This window comes from Marinobacter sp. DUT-1, assembly GCF_050379415.1.
Classification (GTDB): Bacteria; Pseudomonadota; Gammaproteobacteria; order Pseudomonadales; family Oleiphilaceae; genus Marinobacter.
Window position 1 is genome coordinate 301,287 of record NZ_JBNRLS010000004.1, and the last position, 19,285, is coordinate 320,571.

Consider the following 19,285-nt stretch of genomic DNA (forward strand, 5'->3'; position numbering starts at 1 on the left):
CGTTATCCGTCTCCTTTGACACCCAGCCGGTCCAGATAAACGTGGAGTTCCTGCTCACTGATATTCACATACTCCAGTACCCGACCATAAAGCATTACCGTAGGCACATTGCGGCCGTTCAGCTCCCGCTGGGTTTCATTCAACACATACAGGATGATCCGCTCGGTGCGGGTCAGGCCATCCCGTACATCCGGAATGGTTTCCAGCAGGGTATCCAAATCATCCTCTTTCATGGGGCTACCTGAACCTTATCAATATGGCCCATGTTTGCTCGCACTAGTGGGCACTGGATTTCGAAAGCAGACTGATGATGAGCACTCCCGAAACAATCAGCGTCATCCCGATTACCGCCGGCAGATCCAGCCGCTGGCCAAACGCCAGCCAGCCAATCAGCGCCACCAGTAGAACGCCCAGACCGGCCCATACAGCATAGGCAATGCCAACCGGAATTGCCTTGAGTGTGAGCGCCAGAAAGTAGAACGCGATGGCGTAGCCGCCGACCACCAGAACACTGGGCCCCAGTTTGGTGAACCCGTCACTGGCCTTCAGTGCGGACGTGGCGAGCACCTCGGCGACGATTGCAATACCCAGGAAAATCCAGCTTTTCATCAGTCACAACCCAATCGCGAAAAAAGCCGAACTCTAGCTGAGACGCTCAGAGTTGCCTACCCCCGTCCGCATAGGGAGATCTGCGGAGGCGCTCACATGCGGATCACCATGTCCTCATCATCAAAGCGCACTTTCGGTAGCCGGGCATGCTCATCCACCGGACTGCGATGGCCGAGCGCCACGATGGCAGAGGATTCAAGTCCCATTTCGTTCAGGCCGAGCACCTAGTCATAAGCCCTATGGTCGAATCCTGTCATGGGACAGCTATCGATCTTCAGAACAGCGGCTGCCGTCAGCAACGTGCCAAGGGCTATATACGCCTGTTGATGGGCCCACTCGCGCTTCTCCTGATCCGTTCTACTCCCCACCGCTTCCTTCATGTGGCGGGCGTATCCGGCGATGTCCTCATAAGGAACGCCACGGGCCTTCATGTACCGATCGATGTACCGGTCAACGGTGTGATCCCCGACGTCGGTATGAGCTGCCAGAACCACCAGGTGGGAGCAATCCACCACCTTCTGCTGGCCGAACGAATACGGCAGCAGAACCTGCTTCACGGACTCCGATTCGATCACAACCAGTTGGTAGGGCTGCAACCCATAGGAGGAGGCGCTCTTTCGGGTGGCCTCAATTAATTCCTCGACGACCTGGTTATCCAGCTTTTCAGCTGAGAATTCACGGACGGCATAACGCCAGTCCAGGGCTTCGTGTATATTCATAAACCGCCTCCATCCCGCGATTTCAGGGCCGACATACAGGGAACCCGACGGAGCTCCCGCTCATTGGAGGGGTTAATTTAGATGAGCAAGTTAATACGATAAATCGATTAAAAAGAAGAATACTGTTTCCTGAACAGAAATAATCGATGGCCACACCGGGCGCAATCCACCAAGCGGGGTTATTCCCAGTAAGGCCTATCGCCAAGGTACTGGTCCAGATGCTCCACCAGCATTCTGACCTTGGTCGACTGCATGCGCCCCGGAGGAAACACGGCGAAGATTGTGTAACCCTTAGGCGGATAATCCTCAAGAAGAGGAATCAACGCTCCGCTCTCGATATCCTCTTGCACCAGAAATCGCGGCAACAGCCCCACGCCCAGGCCACGCAGCAGGCTTTGACGGATAGCCAGGCTGCTGTCAGTTCGATAATTACCGCTGACCGTGACCTGCTCGTCACCCAACTCCCAGATTCCGGGCCTGTCGTGGAGCGTATACCTCAGACAATTATGTCGAGCGAGATCGCCAGGCGATTGGATCTCCGGCGTATTTGCCAGATAGTCAGGTGATGCACACACAATGTTGCGGGATTTCCTCAGCGGCTTCGCGCGCAGGCTGGAATCGGAGAGTTCGCTGCGGACCCGAATGGCAATATCAACTCCCTGCTCGACCAGGTCGATGATTCGGTCATTGAGCTGAAGATCAATGTCGATGAGTGGATAGCGGTCGAGGAAACTGTCGATGGCACCGGTGATGTGGGTCAGACCGAACGACATGGGCACATTTAGCCGGATCGTACCCCGGGGCTCCGCCTGAAATCCCCTGGCTTCAAGCTCCGCCTCCTCCAGATCGTCCAGCAAGGTCTGAGCCCGTTTCAGAAATGCCAGACCGGCGTCAGTCAGGTTCATTCGTCGCGTGGTCCGGTTAATCAGCCGTGTGCCGAGATCCTGCTCCAGAAATGCAATGTGTTTGCTCACCGTGGCAGCGGTGACTCCGAAATCATCCGCCGCTCTGGTGAAGCTCCCCAATTCCGCCACACGCCGAAAAATCTTCATAGCGGCAAGTTTGTCCGTGGCCACAACCCTTTCTCCAACCGTTTCCGAATTGGAATAAGTATTATTCGATCTCTTCTGATTATCAATTCAATGGAACAGGGCACACTCAGGGCCAGCACTCATTTATTCTCACTTCGGAGCAAGCGGGTGATGAAAGTTCTGGCTCAACGTCTAACCCCCTTCCCCCAGGCAATTGTCTGGAGCCTCTTGATAACCAACGGCTTCCTTATCGCACTGATGCTGGCGCTATCGAAAACCGCCACGACCCAGGGGATGCCCGCCACAACCTACGCCTTCTGGCAGACCCTCATTGCCGGTTCGATTCTTCTGCTGAGATCGGCTCCGATCAGGCAGATGCTTAACAGGCGACTACTGACCTATTTCCTGATCAGCGGTCTTTCGGGTATCGCAATCCCCAATGTGACCGGGTTCTTCCTCGTCTCGAAACTCGGAACCGGCTTCACCGGCATCATGTACGCCTTGCCACCAATTTTTACCTTCCTGATGGCAACCTCGATGGGCCTGGAACAACGCAGTTGGCGCAAGCTGACCGGTTTGTTGATCGCGGTAATGGCGTGCGCCTGGATCATCCTACAGCGCCACTCCGAACTGAGTGATTCAAGCCCGATCTGGTTTCTATCAGGGCTGCTAATACCTGCAGCTTTATCCGTCGGCAATATCTATCGCTCAGTGGCTTGGCCCGGGCACACGAGCCCAATGACGTTGGCGGCAGGAACTCTGCTCGCCTGCGCAGTCTCGCTCGCCCTGTTTGCCAGCCTGACCAGCACCCCATTGGTCTCGGTCGATTTCGGTCCAGGCCTTGTGAAAGTGGTTGTCCTCCAGGGTGTACTCACCGCACTGGCCTACCTCTGTTCCTTCGAGATCCAGAAACGCGCGACACCCGTGTTTTTCAGCCAGCTCGGCGCGGTAGCAGCGGTGTTCGGTTTGCTCATTGGTGTGGTCTGGTTCCGGGAACAGTATTCACTGACGATCTGGCTGGGCGTTATTGCCGTGATTACAGGGCTTCGGCTGAGCAATCGTGCGAGCTCCGAAAAACAGTCTACAAATCAAACGCCCACAGGGGTTCAGAGCCAACGCCGCACCTGAGATGCATAAAGATCGTAGGCCTCTCCGAACAAGGACCGCATATGCCGTTCTTCCGGCAGGATCTGGAACCGGTTCATGTAGACGATAAACAGTGGCAACAATAAAGCGGCGAATACGCTGCCCAGGAACAGCCCCCAGGCGACAAGCATCAGCAGGAATCCCAGGTACATCGGGTTTCTCGTGTAACGGTACACACCCTTTACCACCAGAGCGTCCGCCTCATGCGGGGTGCGCGGGTCCACCGTGGTGCCCGCAGACCTGAACTCAAGAACGCCCAGCAAAGCAATGCACGCACCGATTGCCAAAACCGCTGCGGACAGCCAGAGCTTGCCGGGAATAGTGAGGTAACCGGCCGGCAGAAGGCGAGAGACTGCCCACATGGCCCCTCCGAAGAAAATAACCAGCAGCAGGGGTGGGATCTTGAGTTCAAGTGCGTTCATGATCGATTGTCGTCCGTCTTTCCTTTGACCTGTTCGCCGGCGCCATTGTTTACTGACCGCAAACATAAACTGATCGCCGGGATTGAGCGAGCGGCCCGCCCGAATCCGAATGGTAATCGAAAAATATGAGCACACACGAACAATATATGTCTGATTTCATGCGCGTGTTTTCGGAACTGGACCGCTGGCCTTTATCGGGGCGACGCTTCAAGGATACGAAGTGTTTTTTCGTCGACACCCAACTGTTCCATTGCATCAGTCAAGCCTTTCTGCTCCAGCCATTCCGTCTGCATACGAAGTGCCCTGGCTTCCATGACCGCCTTTGAGGCCCGGTTGCTGCTGGGCACATTCTGAACCTGGAAATGATGTACCAGCTCATGCAGGAGATAACTGATATCAAGAAGACTGTCGGAATCGAAATCGGTATTCAGATAGACAACCACCGAACGGGCATCGTAGGCGCCCCGAATGCTGGGTAGAAGATCATGGGAAAATCCGGGAAAGCACAGTTCTTCCAGTCCTGCCTGGCTTTTGAACTGAATGTCCGGAAGCTCCGTTTCCGAATAACCGGTCCGTTCGATGATCCAGCCGCTCAGCGTATCGGCCAATGCCCGTAATTCAGCCTGACGACTATCTGGGGTTTGGGCGCTGACAGCATGGACCGGGAAGGAAACCACAAGCAACCACAGCAAAAACAGGCGCCAGACGAGTGCCATTCTCCTGGTCAAAAGAGAGCGCCCGGACGATCCAGGCCTGCCCCGTAACATGACAATCCCCTTTTCACGAGAGAGCTTCGTGAATGGTGGTCTGTCCTGAAAGGCTAGCACGAGATTGCGGTGGGGGGTGCTATTGACGCTGATAACGACCGAACAGCAAGAATCTAGCCCTGCAAACGACAAAGTCGATCATGAAACGGTCCATCCCCCATCAAATCAAGGCTGCGGGCAATACGTTGCCGATCGGCGTTTCGGGGCAAATGCTCAAGTGCCTCAAAAACCCGCTCGACCTGATCGTCGCTGACTTGCCCTGTTAACGGATGCCCAAGGCCCATCATGAACTTGGCACGCTGAAGGTCCGCAAAGTGCCCGGGATCGTCCTGCATTGAGCGAAAAATCGCATCGGTCGAATCCTGGGCCGCCGCTACCTCGTCCCAGTTCTCGTCGGCGGCCGCATCCAGGATATGCAAATATTGGTAAACCGCCAACGACATCAGCCCCGATGTGATCCCGGAACGTTGCCGGCCTTCACCATCAAAACGCCGACCATCCCTCAAGGCACGGCTCAGGTGGGGATCCCAGCCCTGAACAATCTTCAGGCGACTCAGCGCCGGGTGCGCCAGGAATCGTGCGGTGCTCGCCTCGTAATCAGTCTCGGTCACTTTCACGGCGACGATGTGTTGCCCGCCATCGCAACCAAGCAGTTGCGCTGCGGATCCGGCACTGAGCGGCAGGCCACTGACATCAGAAATCGAATACAGCCCGATGGCCAGCCCCCGATCTGCTGCCGCTGCTATGATCGGCGCCAGGCTGTCACTCACCTGCTCATCGCTGGCCTGCCTGGACAGGTCGGTTCCCGGGCGTACAAAAGCCACCGGATACTGAAGGTCGGCCAGCAGGTCTAATAGCCGCTTATTGGCATCGATCCCGTCCTCGGGCCTCAGCAGGCCCATGAGCAGCATATCGCGGGTGCTCGCCTCCGCCGCGCAACGAAACCAGGCGGCCAACTCATGCACGGTGCGCAGGTGCCCCTGGCCGGTGGATGATGCGATGAGTGCAGCGGGAGCCCCGGCGGCGGCAAGGCGTTCGAGAAATGCCTGTGTCCGGACCTCATCCAGTTGCCTCCGTGGCAGTTCGCCACGACTGGGATCGAAGCAGGCCACAGTCGCCTGCGGGTAACAACCGATAGGATCGTTAATCAGTTCGGCGCTACTCAGTGCCATGGGAACCTCCGTTTTCCACCTTTTCCAGTGTGGTGTGCTAATAGTGAAGGATAGCCCATACAACTGAGGACAAGAGGCAGTGATGGATAATCTGGAACAAGCGCTCGAGCAGCTCGGTCTACCGGCTCATGACAACAACGAACTAACATCATCCGGACTCCGGTTCCCCGATGGCGGCCACTACCGCATCGAAATCTCCGGAGTCGAGCGTGTTTCCGCCTTGGAGGCGATGATCAAAGAGGCGGAGCGCCAGAAAGTACCGGTACATCGCATCATTGCGACCGTCGGTGGCGCCACCTATCTGACCCAGTCGGAGTTGCAAGACTTTGCGCGGCTGGCGCGAGAACAGAAGATCGAAGTGGTGATGACGCCCGGCCCACGCCGCAGCTGGGATGCTGGCCGACAAATGGCCACCTCCGAGGGTCTCGTTTCGGGCATGCGCCTGCGCGGCATGGATTCCGTCCGGCACTGGCTGAAAGACCTCGAACGCTGCATGAATGCCGGATTTCGTGGTTTTCTGGTTACGGATGAAGGCGTGCTGTGGCTGGTCAACCAATTACGCCAGAAGGGCGTCATTCCGAAGGATGTCATCTTCAAGCTGTCAGTCTTTGCCGGCCAGGCCAACCCGGCAGGTGCGCATGTGGCCCAACAATTGGGGGCGGATACTTTCAACCCCCTCGCCGACCTGAGCCTGCCGATGCTTTCGGCCATCCGCAGCAGTATCCAGATCCCGATGGATGTATACCTTTGCCTGGTCCAGTCCATGGGAGGCTTCGTGCGTTTCTACGAGGCTGCCGAGATCGCCCGGGTTGCGGCCCCCTGCTATTTCAAAATCGAGCCGGGTCCATCGGAGGAAACCATGTACTCACCATGGAACCCGGACAGCTATCACAACGAGATGATGCGCGACCGGGTCAGCAATGCCGCCGTGGCACTGGAGTTGATCGGCCAGGAAAACCCGGACCTCAAATGCTCACCCACCGGTGGAGCTGACCTGGCCATACCCACCTAACACCAGCCACGCAGGTGCATCGCCTCCTCAATCCGCTTGAGCGCATTAATCCATGCGCCCAGCCGGACAGATTTCACCTGGTGTTCAGCCGCAGTATTCACGGCTTCCCGATAGCTTCTTGCCAATCTTTCCTGTCGCAAGTGGTTGATGGTATCGATATCCCAGTAATTATCGGAAAGACCCTGGCTACGCTCCATCTGGCACAAATGCACGCTTCCGGCATTAGCCAGCACATCCGGAACAATGATGACGCCCCTTTCCAGCAACATCGCATCCGCTTTCAACGTGGTTGGCGCATTGGCGGCTTCGACCACCATACGGGCCTGTATCCGGTCCGCGTTGTCCGCAGTAATCACACCCTGAACCGAGGCAGGCACTAACACGTCGCAGTCACATTCCAGCATCGATTCGCTGGTCATCGGCTCGTTGCCGGCAAAGTCCGAGACTTTTCCCGTGGACTTCTTGTGTGCCAGCAGGGCCGGAATATCGAGCCCGTCGTTCGAATAAACGCCGCCACGGCTATCGCAAACCGCCACAACATCACAGCCGGCTTCGTAGAACATACTCGCCGCCACCGACCCGACCTGGCCGAATCCCTGGATCGCCACACGGGCATTTTCGATATCAAAGTCGGCCTGCTCGGCGGCTTCCCTGAACACATCGAAAACCCCACTCCCGGTCGCCTCAAAGCCCCCCAGAGAACCGCCGAGAATAGGTGGTTTATCATTAACTGCAGCTGGCTCATGGTAGCCGGTGACCGACTCGTATTCGTCCAGCATCCAGCTCATGGTTTGCAGATCCGTACCAATGTCCGCACCGGGTACATCGTAAGCCTGCCCTCTCGGACGCAGGTAGCGGATATAGGCACGGCAAAGTGATTGAAACTCCCTATCACTCAATTCACGCGGGTCGGCCACGATGCCACCCTTGCCGCCACCGGCCGGAATTCGGCCCGCAGCGTGCTTGATTGACATGATCATCGCGAGCGATTTCACCTCATCCAGGTCGAGATCGGGGGAAATCCGCGTCCCGTCCCGGCTCGGCCCGAGGGCATCGTTATATCGTACACGGTGGGCCTCAAACACCCGGAAACTGCCATCGTCCATTTTCATCGGAATGCGGAACGTCACCACGCGCCCGGGTGCCGCAAGAAATTCAATCACATTGGGGTCAATCCTGCCGAGACGGCCAGCCTCACGAAGAATCTGCCCACTTTCATCCAGAAAATCATAATCCATGGCATTACCCTCCACACGCAAAGAGACCTTGCTGAACCGGTGGGCACGCCACGGTGCCGAACGAGCAGAACACACAACAATCACCCGATTTCGGCTTCAGCAACGCCTTACAGGACTCACACTCGTAGAAATACTGGCAGGCATTGGTCGGCATCACTTCCATTTTCTGATGACCGCACTCGGGACAGGTGATGGTGGATTCCAGAATAACTTCAGCCATGTTTGCCTCCTTGTGATCAGTCTTCACCGATCACTATAGCTGACCGGAAGCTGTCAGGTTCAACTCCCGAAAAAGGCGGCGCACCCTCCACCTCTCTGTTTTGCGGAATACATGGCAGTGTCGGCATCAGCCATGACAACCTCGGCGTCCCTTTCTTCAAATCCGATGATACGAATCCCGACACTCACACCGACGCTCAAACTCTGTCCCTCGAAGTTGACGGTAGGGGCGACAATGCTGATTAATTTTTCACCAACGCGCAACGCTTTCTCCCTCGCCTCATCCTCACTCGCTCCGAGGCGATGCAGCAGAACAATGAACTCATCACCACCCAGTCGCCCCACGACGTCATCGGTGCGAACTGACCCCTGCAGGCGCTGTGCAACCTCAACCAGCAATGCATCGCCGGCAGGGTGCCCATACCTGTCGTTTACCGCTTTGAAACCATCAAGATCCATGAGCAGCACCGCTCCGTGATCCTTGTGCCGGATGCTGCCGGCCAAAGCCTTTTCCAGGTGGCTCATCAATAGTCGCCGGTTTGCCAGCTTGGTTAATGGATCAACATTCGCCAGATGGCGGATTCTGGCCAAGGCATCATCTCTGGCGGACACAAAAGGCTTGATAACCCAGAGGTAGATGGCCGGAGTGGAGAGGAAGGCGAGTGCCGCGGCATCCAGAACCGCCTCGGTGAATGTGCTGGCGTTATGGGGGACAGCTCGTAAAACCAGCATCACCAGGAATTCTGCCATTATGATAATGGCGACAATCCGCAGGATGACATCTTTGATGGTAAGCAGCTTCATGGATGGTCTCATCATTGCCGGGTAAGGATTTGAATGTACGTAACAGCCGGCGCAAACGAGCCATTATCCGCTGCAATACGCGGTGTTTCTACCGGGCGTCTTCCACAAAGTGTGGATAGATCCATCCGAACAAAATCAGCAGAACTCCGGGCGCAGCCAGCTGAATTGGCGCGACCTTCACGCGCAGCCGTGACCAACCCGCAGCAATCGCCCCCAGAGCAACAGTTATCAGGGCGAATGAAGCCCCGTTAAATGGATTGCCGTTGATCCACGCCAGAACACTCACCGAGGTAACCGGCAACGCCAGGAAGAACCCAGCCACTTGCCGTGTTGGGCAAATACCGGAGACGAGCGTTAGAACGAGAATCAGAAAGTAGCCATGCCACAGGACGGCGAGCAGGCGCCAGTCATTGGCTACTGCACGGAGGCCAGAGTATTTCCTCAGGTGACACCACACGGACCTGATGGCAAATCGTCTTCCAGAATCCGCTGCCAGGCCAGAGCTTCTTCCCGGGAAACAAAATGCCCGCCTAGCCTACGGCTATCAAGAGGCATCCATATTGTGAATCTGGCAAACTGGCGAGCACCCGCTTCAATGCGGATTGTCTTTCCAGCATTTTCCCTGGTGAATGCTTGAAAGCTCTCGGCTCCAGCCTCCGTCAGTCCGATATAAACCGGCCACCCGCCCTGGGCTGCCGGCTCGCCCACCAAAGATTTCTCCACGTAAGGCGCGCACAAAGCAAACACCGGTTCAGACTCGGCGCTCGCAAGACTGGATAAACACAAACAGAGCACGCCGGAATACCACGATCTTACGGAAAGCTTCATTGTTGCTCCACTACCACTACGATGCGGGGCAACAGCCACCGCTATCTTTCGGTGCACATGCTTCAGGGCCACACTCTTCCGGGAATTCGGCGTCGAGCAGCTGTGCGCCCGCCATGAGTCCGGCCTTTATGATCAGTTGAGGAGGAATGGCCTCGTAGGTCTCTCCGCCGACCGTCACCGTTCGGCACTCCGCCTCACCGCAGGTCGAACAGCATTGGCTTTGGCCAGTTGTTGCCGACAACCACTCTTCGAGCGGCTTGCCGCCAATCCAGATCCGATTGGATTGCAGCGGGTCTTCATCGAATGTGGCCGGATCAACCATATGTTTTTCCAGAACGACGTCTATGTCCAGTTCTTTGAGGGCACGCCGAAGCTTGTGAACTGCACCCTCTACAGCCGTTTCCGTAGCGCCGCAGCGGTCGCAGGTTCTCCCCTGGTCATCGACCAGGCGCTGCCACCGAATAGTCAGTGCTTTCATCTCATCCCTTCCTCTCATGCCGTTTCTCGATAACTTGGCGCAGCCCAAAGTAGTCGGCAACGTCACGGCTATCAGAATGCGCTCCTTGCCTCGATTTATACAAGCCATCATCTGTTCCGAATCTGTACTTGATTTCTTCCCATGCTGAATAGCTTGATACCAATACCAATGAACCAAACCATGAAAAGAAACCACCATCCCCGGACTGAAGCGGTCTTGTAAGAGCATGCTCCATTCTTAACTATAATCGTCAATGAACCCTGTGTCTGGAGGGACCATGGCGCATCCGGGAAATCAACGAAGCATGGAAGAAGACATGGCAGATGCTGTCTCGGAAACCATGGCCGAGGCGATGCCGAAAAACCGGGGGCGGCAACCCGAAGTCACCATGGACAGCAGGCTCGACAGCGATCTGGGCCTGGACAGCCTGACCCGCGCAGAATTGCTGGTAACGGTGGAGCGGAAATTCGGGGTTCAGCTGCCGGAACAGCTCCTCAGCGAGGCGGACACACCCCGTGACATTCTTGATGAGGTCATGCGCCTCAAGGGCGAGCAACCAGAGAAGAAATCCGAAAGGCACCGGGCGGGAGGTAAAGAGACCGAAGCCGCTCTCGACGCCGGGAATGAAAACCGTGACCATTTCTCCGTTCCCGATTTTGAAACCCTGCAGGAAGCACTGAGCTGGCATGCACGGGAGCACCCTCATCGCACCTACCTTCACTGGATAAAGAGCTACGATGATGTGAGATCCCTAACCTTCGGGGATCTTCACAAAGGCGCCCTGAGAGTCGCCAATGGTCTGTTCCAGCACGACATCGAGCTGCGGGACACAATAGCCCTCATGCTCCCCACCAGTCACGACTACTTCTACGGTTTTTTCGGCGCCCTCTATGCCAACGCCATACCTGTTCCCCTGTATCCGCCCATGAGGGCCTCAGAGATCGAAGAGCACCTGAAAAGACAGGCCGCGATTCTCAACAATGCACAGCCCCGGGTCATGATCACCGTGCCAGAAGCCAAAAAGCTCGCCGCCGTGGTCAAAGGCATGGTGCCGTCCCTTAAGCATGTACTGACGCTGGATGAAATCTGGGCAAACTCCTTGGACCGGCCAGTAACGGGGGTCCAAGGCGACGACATTGCCTTCCTGCAATACACCTCAGGCAGCACAGGGAACCCCAAAGGCGTATCCCTGAGCCACGCCAATATTTTCGCCAATATAGGCGCCGGAAACGAGGTGATCCAGGTGGATCAGGGTGATGTGTTCGTAAGCTGGCTGCCCCTTTACCATGATATGGGGCTGATCGGCACCTGTCTGTCCAGCCTCTGGTATGGCTTGCATCTGGCAATCATGTCGCCACTGCTTTTTCTCACCAGGCCCCAGTACTGGCTCTGGGCCATTGACAGGTTTGGCGGCACCCTCTCGCCGTCTCCCAATTTTGGTTACGAGCTCTGCCTGAAACGAATCCATGATGAAGACATGGAAGGGCTGGACCTGAGCTCCTGGCGTGTGGCCTTCAACGGCGCCGAGCCGGTCAGCCCGGATACGGTGGCACGTTTTATCGAACGCTTCAGCAAGTGGGGATTCAGGGCCGAGTCCATGGCACCTGTCTACGGCCTGGCCGAGAACTGCGTGGCGCTGACCTTTCCCGAGGAGTCCCGGAAGCCCGTCATCGACTACATTGACCGGGACAGATTCCAGAAAGACGGGGAGGCAAAACCGGTTCCCAACGGTGACAAATCCGCCCTCAGATTCGTGTCCTGCGGCAAGGTCATTCCAAACCATGACATCCGGATTGTGGATGATGACGGCAACGAACTGGGCGAACGACAGGAGGGTAACCTGCAGTTCACCGGCCCCTCGGCGACCAGGGGGTATTACCGGAATGAAGACAAGACGGCAGCGCTCTTTGACGGCCAGTGGCTGAATACCGGAGACAGGGGCTATATCGCCGATGGCGAACTCTACCTGACCGGTCGAAACAAAGACCTGATCGTCCGGGCTGGCCGCAATATCTACCCAGGTGAAATCGAGGAGGCTGTGGGCGAGCTTGAACTGGTCCGGGCCGGCTGCGTTGTGGCTTTTGCATCGGGAATGGGAGAAAGCGAAGGGGAAAGGCTGATAGTGGTCGCCGAGACCCGTGAAAGGGACCAGAAAAAACTCGACGAAATCAAAGAAAAAATCCACCGCATCGCTATGGACTCCCTGGGCATAGAGGTGGATGAGGTCCTCATGGTTCGTCCCCACACAGTGCCAAAGACCTCCAGCGGTAAACTGCGGCGCAACGACTGCCGGCTCCGATATGAGCGAGATGAACTTGAGCGCAAAAGCGAGCCCGTGTGGCGGCAGCTGGCCAGGCTGATCGGTGGCACCTGGAGCCAGCAAGGACAGCGTAGCCTGAAAAGCGCTGCCCGCTGGCTCTATTCAGCCTGGAGTTGGACGGTGCTGGGCGTGATTTCGATACCGGTATGGCTTCTCGTCAATGTCCTTCCGGGTCTTCCGCTGCGCTGGCAGATAGCCCATTGGGGTGCCAGGTTGTTGGCCCTGTTCACCGGAACCCGGCTGAATGTGGAGGCAGCCGAAAGACTCAGGAAACTTCCGAAGGGCTGTATTATCGTTTCCAACCACACCAGCTACCTCGACTCCCTGGTATTGGCCGCACTGATTCCCGTGCCGGTGAGCTTCATTGCCAAGGCGGAGCTGATGAACGTTCGCGGCCTGAAGCGTTTTCTGACGCGCATGGGGATTGAACCCGTGGATCGCGCAGACGCTCAGAGCAGTGTAAGTGATTCAAGGCGGATTGCCGCGAACACCAAAAACCGCCGGCTGGTATTTTTCCCGGAGGGGAGTTTCGATGCGGCACCGGGCCTGCGACCCTTCCACATGGGTGCATTCATGACGGCAACGGTGCTGAAAGAAAAGGTCATACCTCTTGCCATCAGAGGTACGCGGCGCAAGCTTCCCGCGGACCGCTGGAATCCGAGGCCCGGGCCGGTGAGCGTGGTCATTGGTGAACCGATCCAGCCCGAAGGCGATGACTGGAAATCGGCGGTCCAGCTGCGGGACCGCGCACGGAAAACCATACTTGAGATCAGCGGCGAGCCGGACCGGTTACTCCGCTAGTAGCGTTGCCGCTACTTATTAAACGTTTTCGGCCCGAATAATGCTGCGATTGGTTATCCTGGCTCATCAGAAGGCCCCACCCAGAACAATGGATTGTGAGCAATTACCTGATCAACTTCTTGTTCAGAGCTGACATTGTGCGCCAGAAGTCATCGCTTGCGTAGGATGACGCGAAATAGTTTTCGGGGAAGCTTTCCCTCTTCAAATTCATCTACACCCAGTATCTCGTACCCCTTCGCCAAACGCTCAACCTTTTCCTTATTGAAGAAATGAACGATGAAGCTACCGACTTCATACAGGTCCTCACCCCGGTGGATTCCCGTTCCATAGTCGGGATCGCCGGTGTGCCGGACGGTATAAATGTGAAGGCCATTGGGACGCAAGACTCGCCTGACTTCCGCAGAGAGGAATTCCAGCTCAGCCGTAGTCAGAGCCATGCAGTACAACATGTGCGAATAACAACCGTCGAACGATTCATCGTCGAAAGGCAACGGTTCCCGGACGTCATGTCGTACGGCAGTGACCGACTCAGTCAATCCCAGGCGCCGAGCCTTTTCCGCGATTGTATTCACCGCGATGTCTGAATAGTCGAGCACATGAACGCGAAAACCTGAGCGGGCAAAAAACAGCGTGTCCCGTCCTTGTCCACCGCCCAACTCAAGAATCCTGATTTTGCCTTCCTTCTCGAATAATTCCGCAGCGGTCCGGGCTGGTTGACTCGGTTCGTTGCCAAATATTTCAGGCTTCTGGAGGAAAGTCTTTTGCCAGTGTTGCCGTTGGGCATCGAGGATGTCTTTCATACGGATTGTCCCAGTCAGCTTTGAAGGTCCTTTTTCCCTTATTCGGATTCCTCTCGCGCAATCTCTCCCTTCGCATAGCGTTTCTTGAACATTTCCATGGTCGTTTCGGAATCCTTGAGGTAGCTCGATGGCTTTTCAGGCCTGCTTGAGGAAGAGCCGCGGCATCAGCGCGAACACTCCCCAGCCAAGATATTCGCGTGTGTACGCAGCATAGCGCTCAGGCTCCGAGATCAACTTGGATTGCACCTCTTGGGCCAATTCATCATCGGGATTGGCTTCAAGCCATCGGCGCATAGTGAACCATTTGGCCGCCTCGTATCTGTCCCAATCGTCTTGATTAGCCAAAACCATTTCAATCACGTCGTAACCCAGGCGGCCGAAAGATGCGACCAGTTCTGGCAGCACAAGGAAGTCAGAGATTGCGGTCGCCAGACAACCCTTGGCAATTTCTTCCGTGGGTGGCAATTGCCGCCAGTAAGGCTCGCCGACAAGGATGATTCCGCCAGTGCTTAGGCTCCGCGCCAGAAGCTCAATCGTCCCGGCGACACCCCCACCGATCCAGGAAGCACCCAAGCAGGCCGCCACATCGACCTTTTCGTCCGAGACATAGTCTGCCGCATCGTCATGGATGAACTGGACTTGATGGTCCACGCACAGTTCTTCGGCACGAAGTATAGCCTGCTCAGTGAACAATTGGCTCATGTCGACACCGGTGCCAATGACACCGTAATCACGTGCCCATGTGCACAGCATCTCGCCAGAGCCACTGCCAATATCAAGAACCCGGGTACCCGATTCCAGATGCAGGGCTGCACCAAGAGTCGCAAGCTTTTCGGGTGTGAACGGGTTATGGATGCGGTGCGCACTTTCCATAATGTTGAAGATGCGTGGGATGTCCATTGCGTAGATTTCCTTACAGGTGCTAATGGGGTCGCTAAAGGCCTAACGCCAAGGCAGGACATCCTTTCAACAGGACGGGGCATCCGCACTGGAACGATCCTGTCTCCTCAACAAGACAATCGCCAACACCATCTGCCATGCCAAGTAGCCATATTGCGCGAGGCGTTCGGTGGCGCCCAGCCAAGGCGTCGGTTCGTTCAGCTCCAACGCTGGCGCATAGGAGAATGCGAAGATAGCGGGCACCAGCATGATGATAACCGTTACCGCGGAATAGATGCGAAGTCCACCGCGAAATGCGGCGATCGCGAGGATGAGGCTCAGCAGCACGAACGGATTGGTCGCCAGTATCAGGTGCATCGTATCCGTGAAGGTTCGCTCGGCGCCTCGCATGTGCATCGGAAAGACATTCCAAATGAGCAAGCCGACGACTGCGGAGCCGGCGAACGTCAGCGCGAGTACACGGACCAGGCGCCTGGCATCAGCGGTGCGCCACACGCCGACAGCGAAGGCAAACAGGAGCACGCTGGACAGGCTGAACAGCGGAACGACCCAGCGACTGGTGGGCGCGCCGACCGCGAACAGCTCACTGACGGCCTGTCCACGGAGACTGTAGCCCGGATACAGGAAGCTTGCTATGAGGTCGACGGCAATGTAAGCGAGGCCGGACAGTATGCCGCACCACAACAGCAGCTTATTGGTCTTGGTGTCTATGTCCATGATGCCACGTGTCGTGCCTTGGCAATGCCGCCTAACAGCTAATTGTATGATCGCGTTCGCATAACTCCGCCTGAAGCACCCCATCAGGGAAAGATAGATAATCGTCAGAACCGCCGGATCACACCCAGGTGAAGGGAGGTACCGTAATACCGGCCGGTTTCCTGCAGCCGGTCGGCATAGGCGATCCGGCCGTGGAACTGCCAGTCCCGGTAGCGGCCGATGAGGGCCTCGAGTTCGACATCCGAACCGAATTCGTAGCTGGAGAAAGTGTCGTCCTTGTGCCAGCCGAGGCTGGTACGCAGGCCTACCCAGTCATCCACGTTCGGGCTCCAGTAGAAGAGCGCGGTGCCGGCAAAGCGGTTGAAGTAGTCCGGGTCGTAGTAGCCGTTGTCGAGGTCCTTGTCGAAGGTGAAGCGCTGGGCGGAAAGGCCCAGGTTTACGCCCCAGGGACCGCTCTGGTAGACGTTGCGGCTGGGCGCCAGGTAGAACTCCAGGCGACTGTTGTCGTCCGAGAAGTCCGAGGCGCTGACCCAGCCTTCCACCTGGTAGAGCGGGTACGGATGCCATACAACCCGCAGGCGGTTTTCGGTTTCGACAATCTCGCGGGAGACCGACAGGGGCGAGAGCGCATACAGCGAGCGTTCCCGGGACAGCTGCAGCATCAGGTCGTCGTGGGGATACCAGTTGCCCTCCAGACGGTAATGGCCATAGTCGCCACCGCCTTCGATATTGCCGCGGCCTACCCGCGCCTCCACTTCAAGGCGGCGGTGCAGCTGGTGGCGGGCACCTACCCAGCCGACGTAATCCATGGTGTTGCGGTCGCCGTCGTCCGCCTCGAATTCCGAATCCTCCCGGGTGCTAACCCGGCGGGCACTGTATCCCATCAGCACGCGGGTCTCCGGGGTCAGCGCCAGTTCACCAAACACGGTACCGGTAGTGATCCGGATGTCATCGGCGTCAAACTGATGATCGCCGGTGATGCCCACCAGTGAACGCAGGGGCGCGCGGGTTACCCGGCCAACCTCACGGGTCTCCGGTTCCTCCGGCTTCAGCTTTTCCATCACCGCGAGACTTCCCAGCGCTTCGGAGGGCTGGCCGGAGGCGCGGGTGGCCAAAACTCGGGCAAAATGGATGTCGTAGTCGTCCGGGTGGCGCTTTGCCAGGGGCGTGAGCAGATCGGAGGCGGAATAGAACCGACCGCGTTGCAGCAGCAGCTGGGCTTTGGCCCGCTGGTACTCGTCGGTGTCTCCGAAGCGGGTCCGGTACTCCGCGAGGGCTTCGGTGGCGCCTTCCCGGTCGCCGGCCCAGCTCAATACCTGAATCCGGGCCACGGCGGCATCGTGGTCGTCCGGAAAGTACTGCAGGTAGTCGTCATAAGCGGTGGCCGCTTCCGGGTACTCACCCATCCACTGGTGCCAGAGCGCCCGGCTGCGCAGGGCTTCCTGGTCGCCGGGCGCCAGTTCCAGCAGTGACTGGATACTGGCGTGCGCCGCCGCGCGATCGCGAGCCCAGTTGGCCTGCTGCAGGCAGGCATGCAGGTACTCCACGTTGGTCGGCTCCAGCCCCGCCGCGTTCAGGCATTGCTCCAGGGCATCCCGGGGGCGGTCTGCCATGGCATAGGCGCGGGACAAACGATACGCAAGGGCGGCGTCGTCCGGGGCAAGCTGTGTGGCCTGCTCCAGGGCGTCAATCGCTTCGTCCGGGCGCTCCAGTCGATGGTAGATATCGGCCATCCGCAGCCAGAGATCCACCCGTCGGGGCTGTTGCTCCAGCACCGACCGGTAGACCGTCAGCGCACTCTCCCACTCCCCGGCCATCTCGGCCTTCAGACCCGCCTCGGGCACGGCAGGGGCGGCCGTCAGCACACCGGCACAAAGCGACAACAGCAATCCGGCAACGAGTTGTTTCATTTGCGCCACCTCCGGTTACGGGTAATCCAGAGATCGGTTGCAAAGCGCCCGATGTTGACGGCATCAAACAGCAGGCTGCCGTAGCGTAGCGGAGTCACCGCAATGGCCTCCCAGAAGGCCCGGAACCGGTGGCCCGGGGCATTGAACATGAGGATCAGGATCACCAGTGTCATCTCGGCGAGGAAGGTAATCAGCAACGGCTCCCATAACTGGAGAATCAACATGATCAGCAGGGCCGTGGGAAAGGCGATCTTCTCCAGCGCCGCCATGAAGACCGCCCAGCCCATGGGCCGGCCGTATTTTTTGGTGTACCCCTGCCCCCAGGGCTGCCGGTACGGTTCACCGCGCCGGTGGATGTGGTCACGGGTATCCGGATGCTTTTCCTCATACTGCTTCGCCTCATGCTTCTGGCGATAGCGGCGGAAGCCCTTGAAGGGGCTGCGTAACAGGCCGTCAAAGTAGTAGCAGCTCTGCAGGAAGCTGGAAGACCAGAAGTACAGCTGATGGGCCAGCCGGGGGAACTCCGGCTCCAGTGAGCGTACCGTGACATCCTGCAGCTGTACGTTGCGGTAACCCTCGTTCAGCAACGCAAACCCGATGAAGATGTCCTCGGAGTTGGTCAGGTCGTCCCCCAGGATTGGTTCGTAGTAATCGAACAGCTCCTTGAGGTATTCGCGGCGATAGGCCACGGCACACCCCACGGGATTGATAATGCTGCCGAACACGGTCATCTGGCCCCGGTACACGAAGCGCTGGAGGAAGGTATAGAGAATGCCGCGATAGAAGTTGGTGATGGCCCGGTTGAAACGGTGCCAGGCACCGGGACGCGGAGTAACGTAGTTTGCGTGTTTCTCCAGGAAGCCTTTCAGGGGCGGCTCATCGCTGATCGTGCGGCGGTCCTTTTCCCGCATCGGCTGCACCACGCCGCAGACCGAAGCCACGCCGGGGGCCTTATAGATTTCCTGGACCAGCCGCTCGATGTAGTTCTCCGATTCCAGGAAGGTGTCGCCATCGAGGACGACCTCCACATCGGCATCCAGGTCCCTCGCCTCGCGTTTGACGGTCGGGGTCTTGCCGATCGATTCTTCCCGCCGGATCACTTCCAGGTCCAGGCCAAGATCCTCGCCGAAGGCACGGGCAACTTCGGCCGTCCTGTCGGTGCTGCCGTCATCCACCAGCACCACCTTGCGGGGCTTGAGGCTCTGGCGGGCGATGGAACTGAGAGCCAGCAGGATATTCTGCTCCTCGTTAAGCGCTGGAATGACCACATCCACAGTGGCATCGTGCCAGTCCTCCGAGCTCTCGGGCGGGGTTTTGTCCGGCCCGCGCATCAGGCCGATGAAGGCAACCAGCGTGCTGGGACCGATGACGAACCAGGGCGCGGTTGCCATA

At 57.6% G+C, this 19,285-nt stretch carries 20 protein-coding genes; 3 read left to right on the forward strand and 17 right to left on the reverse strand.

Annotated features, from left to right (window positions below; translation table 11 throughout):
- Positions 1-2: 2 nt before the first annotated feature.
- The 4 genes from ACQUTG_RS14605 to ACQUTG_RS14620 form a co-directional block, all read right to left on the reverse strand.
- On the reverse strand, positions 3-233 hold the full coding sequence (locus ACQUTG_RS14605; protein ID WP_372987809.1) for a hypothetical protein: 231 nt from the start codon (positions 231-233) through the stop codon (positions 3-5).
- 43 nt (positions 234-276) lie between these two features.
- Positions 277-609 carry an SMR family transporter gene (locus ACQUTG_RS14610; RefSeq protein WP_428920110.1) on the reverse strand — a complete coding sequence of 111 codons (333 nt, stop codon included), beginning with the start codon at positions 607-609 and terminating at the stop codon, positions 277-279.
- Between the two features lie 224 nt (positions 610-833).
- Positions 834-1,328, reverse strand: coding sequence for a nitroreductase family protein (locus tag ACQUTG_RS14615; RefSeq protein WP_428920111.1), 495 nt, complete (start codon positions 1,326-1,328; stop codon positions 834-836).
- A 179-nt stretch (positions 1,329-1,507) separates the two neighbouring features.
- Entirely contained in the window at positions 1,508-2,404 is an 897-nt protein-coding gene (locus ACQUTG_RS14620; protein ID WP_428920112.1) for a LysR family transcriptional regulator, read from the reverse strand.
- Positions 2,405-2,530: 126 nt separating this feature from the next.
- Between ACQUTG_RS14620 and ACQUTG_RS14625 the strand changes: the two genes are divergently transcribed.
- Positions 2,531-3,487, forward strand: coding sequence for a DMT family transporter (locus ACQUTG_RS14625; RefSeq protein ID WP_428920351.1), 957 nt, complete (start codon positions 2,531-2,533; stop codon positions 3,485-3,487).
- Here the strand turns inward: ACQUTG_RS14625 and ACQUTG_RS14630 are convergent.
- From ACQUTG_RS14630 to ACQUTG_RS14640, 3 genes are all read right to left on the reverse strand, one after another.
- Positions 3,466-3,927, reverse strand: coding sequence for a methyltransferase family protein (locus ACQUTG_RS14630; RefSeq protein ID WP_428920113.1), 462 nt, complete (start codon positions 3,925-3,927; stop codon positions 3,466-3,468). The genes ACQUTG_RS14625 and ACQUTG_RS14630 overlap by 22 nt on opposite strands.
- Positions 3,928-4,118: 191 nt before the next feature.
- Positions 4,119-4,643: a DUF6647 family protein gene (locus tag ACQUTG_RS14635; RefSeq protein WP_428920114.1), complete on the reverse strand. Its 525-nt coding sequence runs from the start codon at positions 4,641-4,643 to the stop codon at positions 4,119-4,121.
- A 164-nt stretch (positions 4,644-4,807) separates the two neighbouring features.
- Positions 4,808-5,866, reverse strand: a complete 1,059-nt coding sequence (locus ACQUTG_RS14640) for a hypothetical protein (protein ID WP_428920115.1) — start codon at positions 5,864-5,866, stop codon at positions 4,808-4,810.
- Positions 5,867-5,948: 82 nt separating this feature from the next.
- On the opposite strand from ACQUTG_RS14640, the gene ACQUTG_RS14645 reads away from it, so the two are divergent.
- Positions 5,949-6,878: a hypothetical protein gene (locus tag ACQUTG_RS14645; protein ID WP_428920116.1), complete on the forward strand. Its 930-nt coding sequence runs from the start codon at positions 5,949-5,951 to the stop codon at positions 6,876-6,878.
- On the opposite strand, the gene ACQUTG_RS14650 is transcribed toward ACQUTG_RS14645, so the two are convergent.
- The 5 genes from ACQUTG_RS14650 to ACQUTG_RS14670 form a co-directional block, all read right to left on the reverse strand.
- Positions 6,875-8,116 carry a Glu/Leu/Phe/Val family dehydrogenase gene (locus ACQUTG_RS14650; protein WP_428920117.1) on the reverse strand — a complete coding sequence of 414 codons (1,242 nt, stop codon included), beginning with the start codon at positions 8,114-8,116 and terminating at the stop codon, positions 6,875-6,877. The genes ACQUTG_RS14645 and ACQUTG_RS14650 overlap by 4 nt on opposite strands.
- 4 nt (positions 8,117-8,120) lie before the next feature.
- A complete protein-coding gene (locus ACQUTG_RS14655; protein ID WP_428920118.1) occupies positions 8,121-8,336 on the reverse strand; it encodes a GDCCVxC domain-containing (seleno)protein in 216 nt (71 codons plus the stop codon).
- A gap of 59 nt (positions 8,337-8,395) precedes the next feature.
- Positions 8,396-9,139: a diguanylate cyclase domain-containing protein gene (locus ACQUTG_RS14660; protein ID WP_428920119.1), complete on the reverse strand. Its 744-nt coding sequence runs from the start codon at positions 9,137-9,139 to the stop codon at positions 8,396-8,398.
- A gap of 441 nt (positions 9,140-9,580) precedes the next feature.
- Positions 9,581-9,967, reverse strand: coding sequence for a hypothetical protein (locus ACQUTG_RS14665; RefSeq protein ID WP_428920120.1), 387 nt, complete (start codon positions 9,965-9,967; stop codon positions 9,581-9,583).
- A gap of 16 nt (positions 9,968-9,983) precedes the next feature.
- Entirely contained in the window at positions 9,984-10,673 is a 690-nt protein-coding gene (locus ACQUTG_RS14670; RefSeq protein ID WP_428920121.1) for a DUF2703 domain-containing protein, read from the reverse strand.
- Positions 10,674-10,722: 49 nt separating this feature from the next.
- On the opposite strand from ACQUTG_RS14670, the gene ACQUTG_RS14675 reads away from it, so the two are divergent.
- Complete coding sequence (locus ACQUTG_RS14675) at positions 10,723-13,566, forward strand: AMP-binding protein (protein ID WP_428920122.1); 2,844 nt, start codon at positions 10,723-10,725, stop codon at positions 13,564-13,566.
- A gap of 149 nt (positions 13,567-13,715) precedes the next feature.
- On the opposite strand, the gene ACQUTG_RS14680 is transcribed toward ACQUTG_RS14675, so the two are convergent.
- The 5 genes from ACQUTG_RS14680 to ACQUTG_RS14700 all read right to left on the reverse strand — a co-directional run bounded on the left by ACQUTG_RS14680 (position 13,716) and on the right by ACQUTG_RS14700 (position 19,284).
- Positions 13,716-14,366: a class I SAM-dependent methyltransferase gene (locus ACQUTG_RS14680; protein ID WP_428920123.1), complete on the reverse strand. Its 651-nt coding sequence runs from the start codon at positions 14,364-14,366 to the stop codon at positions 13,716-13,718.
- 135 nt (positions 14,367-14,501) lie between these two features.
- Positions 14,502-15,266, reverse strand: coding sequence for an SAM-dependent methyltransferase (locus ACQUTG_RS14685; protein ID WP_428920124.1), 765 nt, complete (start codon positions 15,264-15,266; stop codon positions 14,502-14,504).
- Between the two features lie 66 nt (positions 15,267-15,332).
- Positions 15,333-15,983, reverse strand: a complete 651-nt coding sequence (locus ACQUTG_RS14690) for a DUF998 domain-containing protein (protein WP_428920125.1) — start codon at positions 15,981-15,983, stop codon at positions 15,333-15,335.
- Positions 15,984-16,087: 104 nt separating this feature from the next.
- On the reverse strand, positions 16,088-17,893 hold the full coding sequence (locus ACQUTG_RS14695) for a tetratricopeptide repeat protein (protein WP_428920126.1): 1,806 nt from the start codon (positions 17,891-17,893) through the stop codon (positions 16,088-16,090).
- On the reverse strand, positions 17,890-19,284 hold the full coding sequence (locus tag ACQUTG_RS14700) for a glycosyltransferase family 2 protein (protein ID WP_428920127.1): 1,395 nt from the start codon (positions 19,282-19,284) through the stop codon (positions 17,890-17,892). Before ACQUTG_RS14700 ends, ACQUTG_RS14695 begins: the two co-directional genes overlap by 4 nt.
- Position 19,285: the final 1 nt, after the last annotated feature.

What these genes read in the sequence shown, in the direction of transcription:
- ACQUTG_RS14605 (WP_372987809.1), bottom strand. Translation starts at nt 233, where the DNA reads ATGAAAGAGGATGATTTGGATACCCTGCTGGAAACCATTCCGGATGTA.
- ACQUTG_RS14610 (WP_428920110.1), bottom strand. Translation starts at nt 609, where the DNA reads ATGAAAAGCTGGATTTTCCTGGGTATTGCAATCGTCGCCGAGGTGCTC.
- ACQUTG_RS14615 (WP_428920111.1), bottom strand. Translation starts at nt 1,328, where the DNA reads ATGAATATACACGAAGCCCTGGACTGGCGTTATGCCGTCCGTGAATTC.
- ACQUTG_RS14625 (WP_428920351.1), top strand. Translation starts at nt 2,531, where the DNA reads ATGAAAGTTCTGGCTCAACGTCTAACCCCCTTCCCCCAGGCAATTGTC.
- ACQUTG_RS14630 (WP_428920113.1), bottom strand. Translation starts at nt 3,927, where the DNA reads ATGAACGCACTTGAACTCAAGATCCCACCCCTGCTGCTGGTTATTTTC.
- ACQUTG_RS14635 (WP_428920114.1), bottom strand. Translation starts at nt 4,643, where the DNA reads ATGGCACTCGTCTGGCGCCTGTTTTTGCTGTGGTTGCTTGTGGTTTCC.
- ACQUTG_RS14640 (WP_428920115.1), bottom strand. Translation starts at nt 5,866, where the DNA reads ATGGCACTGAGTAGCGCCGAACTGATTAACGATCCTATCGGTTGTTAC.
- ACQUTG_RS14645 (WP_428920116.1), top strand. Translation starts at nt 5,949, where the DNA reads ATGGATAATCTGGAACAAGCGCTCGAGCAGCTCGGTCTACCGGCTCAT.
- ACQUTG_RS14650 (WP_428920117.1), bottom strand. Translation starts at nt 8,116, where the DNA reads ATGGATTATGATTTTCTGGATGAAAGTGGGCAGATTCTTCGTGAGGCT.
- ACQUTG_RS14655 (WP_428920118.1), bottom strand. Translation starts at nt 8,336, where the DNA reads ATGGCTGAAGTTATTCTGGAATCCACCATCACCTGTCCCGAGTGCGGT.
- ACQUTG_RS14660 (WP_428920119.1), bottom strand. Translation starts at nt 9,139, where the DNA reads ATGAAGCTGCTTACCATCAAAGATGTCATCCTGCGGATTGTCGCCATT.
- ACQUTG_RS14665 (WP_428920120.1), bottom strand. Translation starts at nt 9,967, where the DNA reads ATGAAGCTTTCCGTAAGATCGTGGTATTCCGGCGTGCTCTGTTTGTGT.
- ACQUTG_RS14670 (WP_428920121.1), bottom strand. Translation starts at nt 10,673, where the DNA reads ATGCTCTTACAAGACCGCTTCAGTCCGGGGATGGTGGTTTCTTTTCAT.
- ACQUTG_RS14675 (WP_428920122.1), top strand. Translation starts at nt 10,723, where the DNA reads ATGGCGCATCCGGGAAATCAACGAAGCATGGAAGAAGACATGGCAGAT.
- ACQUTG_RS14680 (WP_428920123.1), bottom strand. Translation starts at nt 14,366, where the DNA reads ATGAAAGACATCCTCGATGCCCAACGGCAACACTGGCAAAAGACTTTC.
- ACQUTG_RS14685 (WP_428920124.1), bottom strand. Translation starts at nt 15,266, where the DNA reads ATGGACATCCCACGCATCTTCAACATTATGGAAAGTGCGCACCGCATC.
- ACQUTG_RS14690 (WP_428920125.1), bottom strand. Translation starts at nt 15,983, where the DNA reads ATGGACATAGACACCAAGACCAATAAGCTGCTGTTGTGGTGCGGCATA.
- ACQUTG_RS14695 (WP_428920126.1), bottom strand. Translation starts at nt 17,893, where the DNA reads ATGAAACAACTCGTTGCCGGATTGCTGTTGTCGCTTTGTGCCGGTGTG.
- ACQUTG_RS14700 (WP_428920127.1), bottom strand. Translation starts at nt 19,284, where the DNA reads ATGGCAACCGCGCCCTGGTTCGTCATCGGTCCCAGCACGCTGGTTGCC.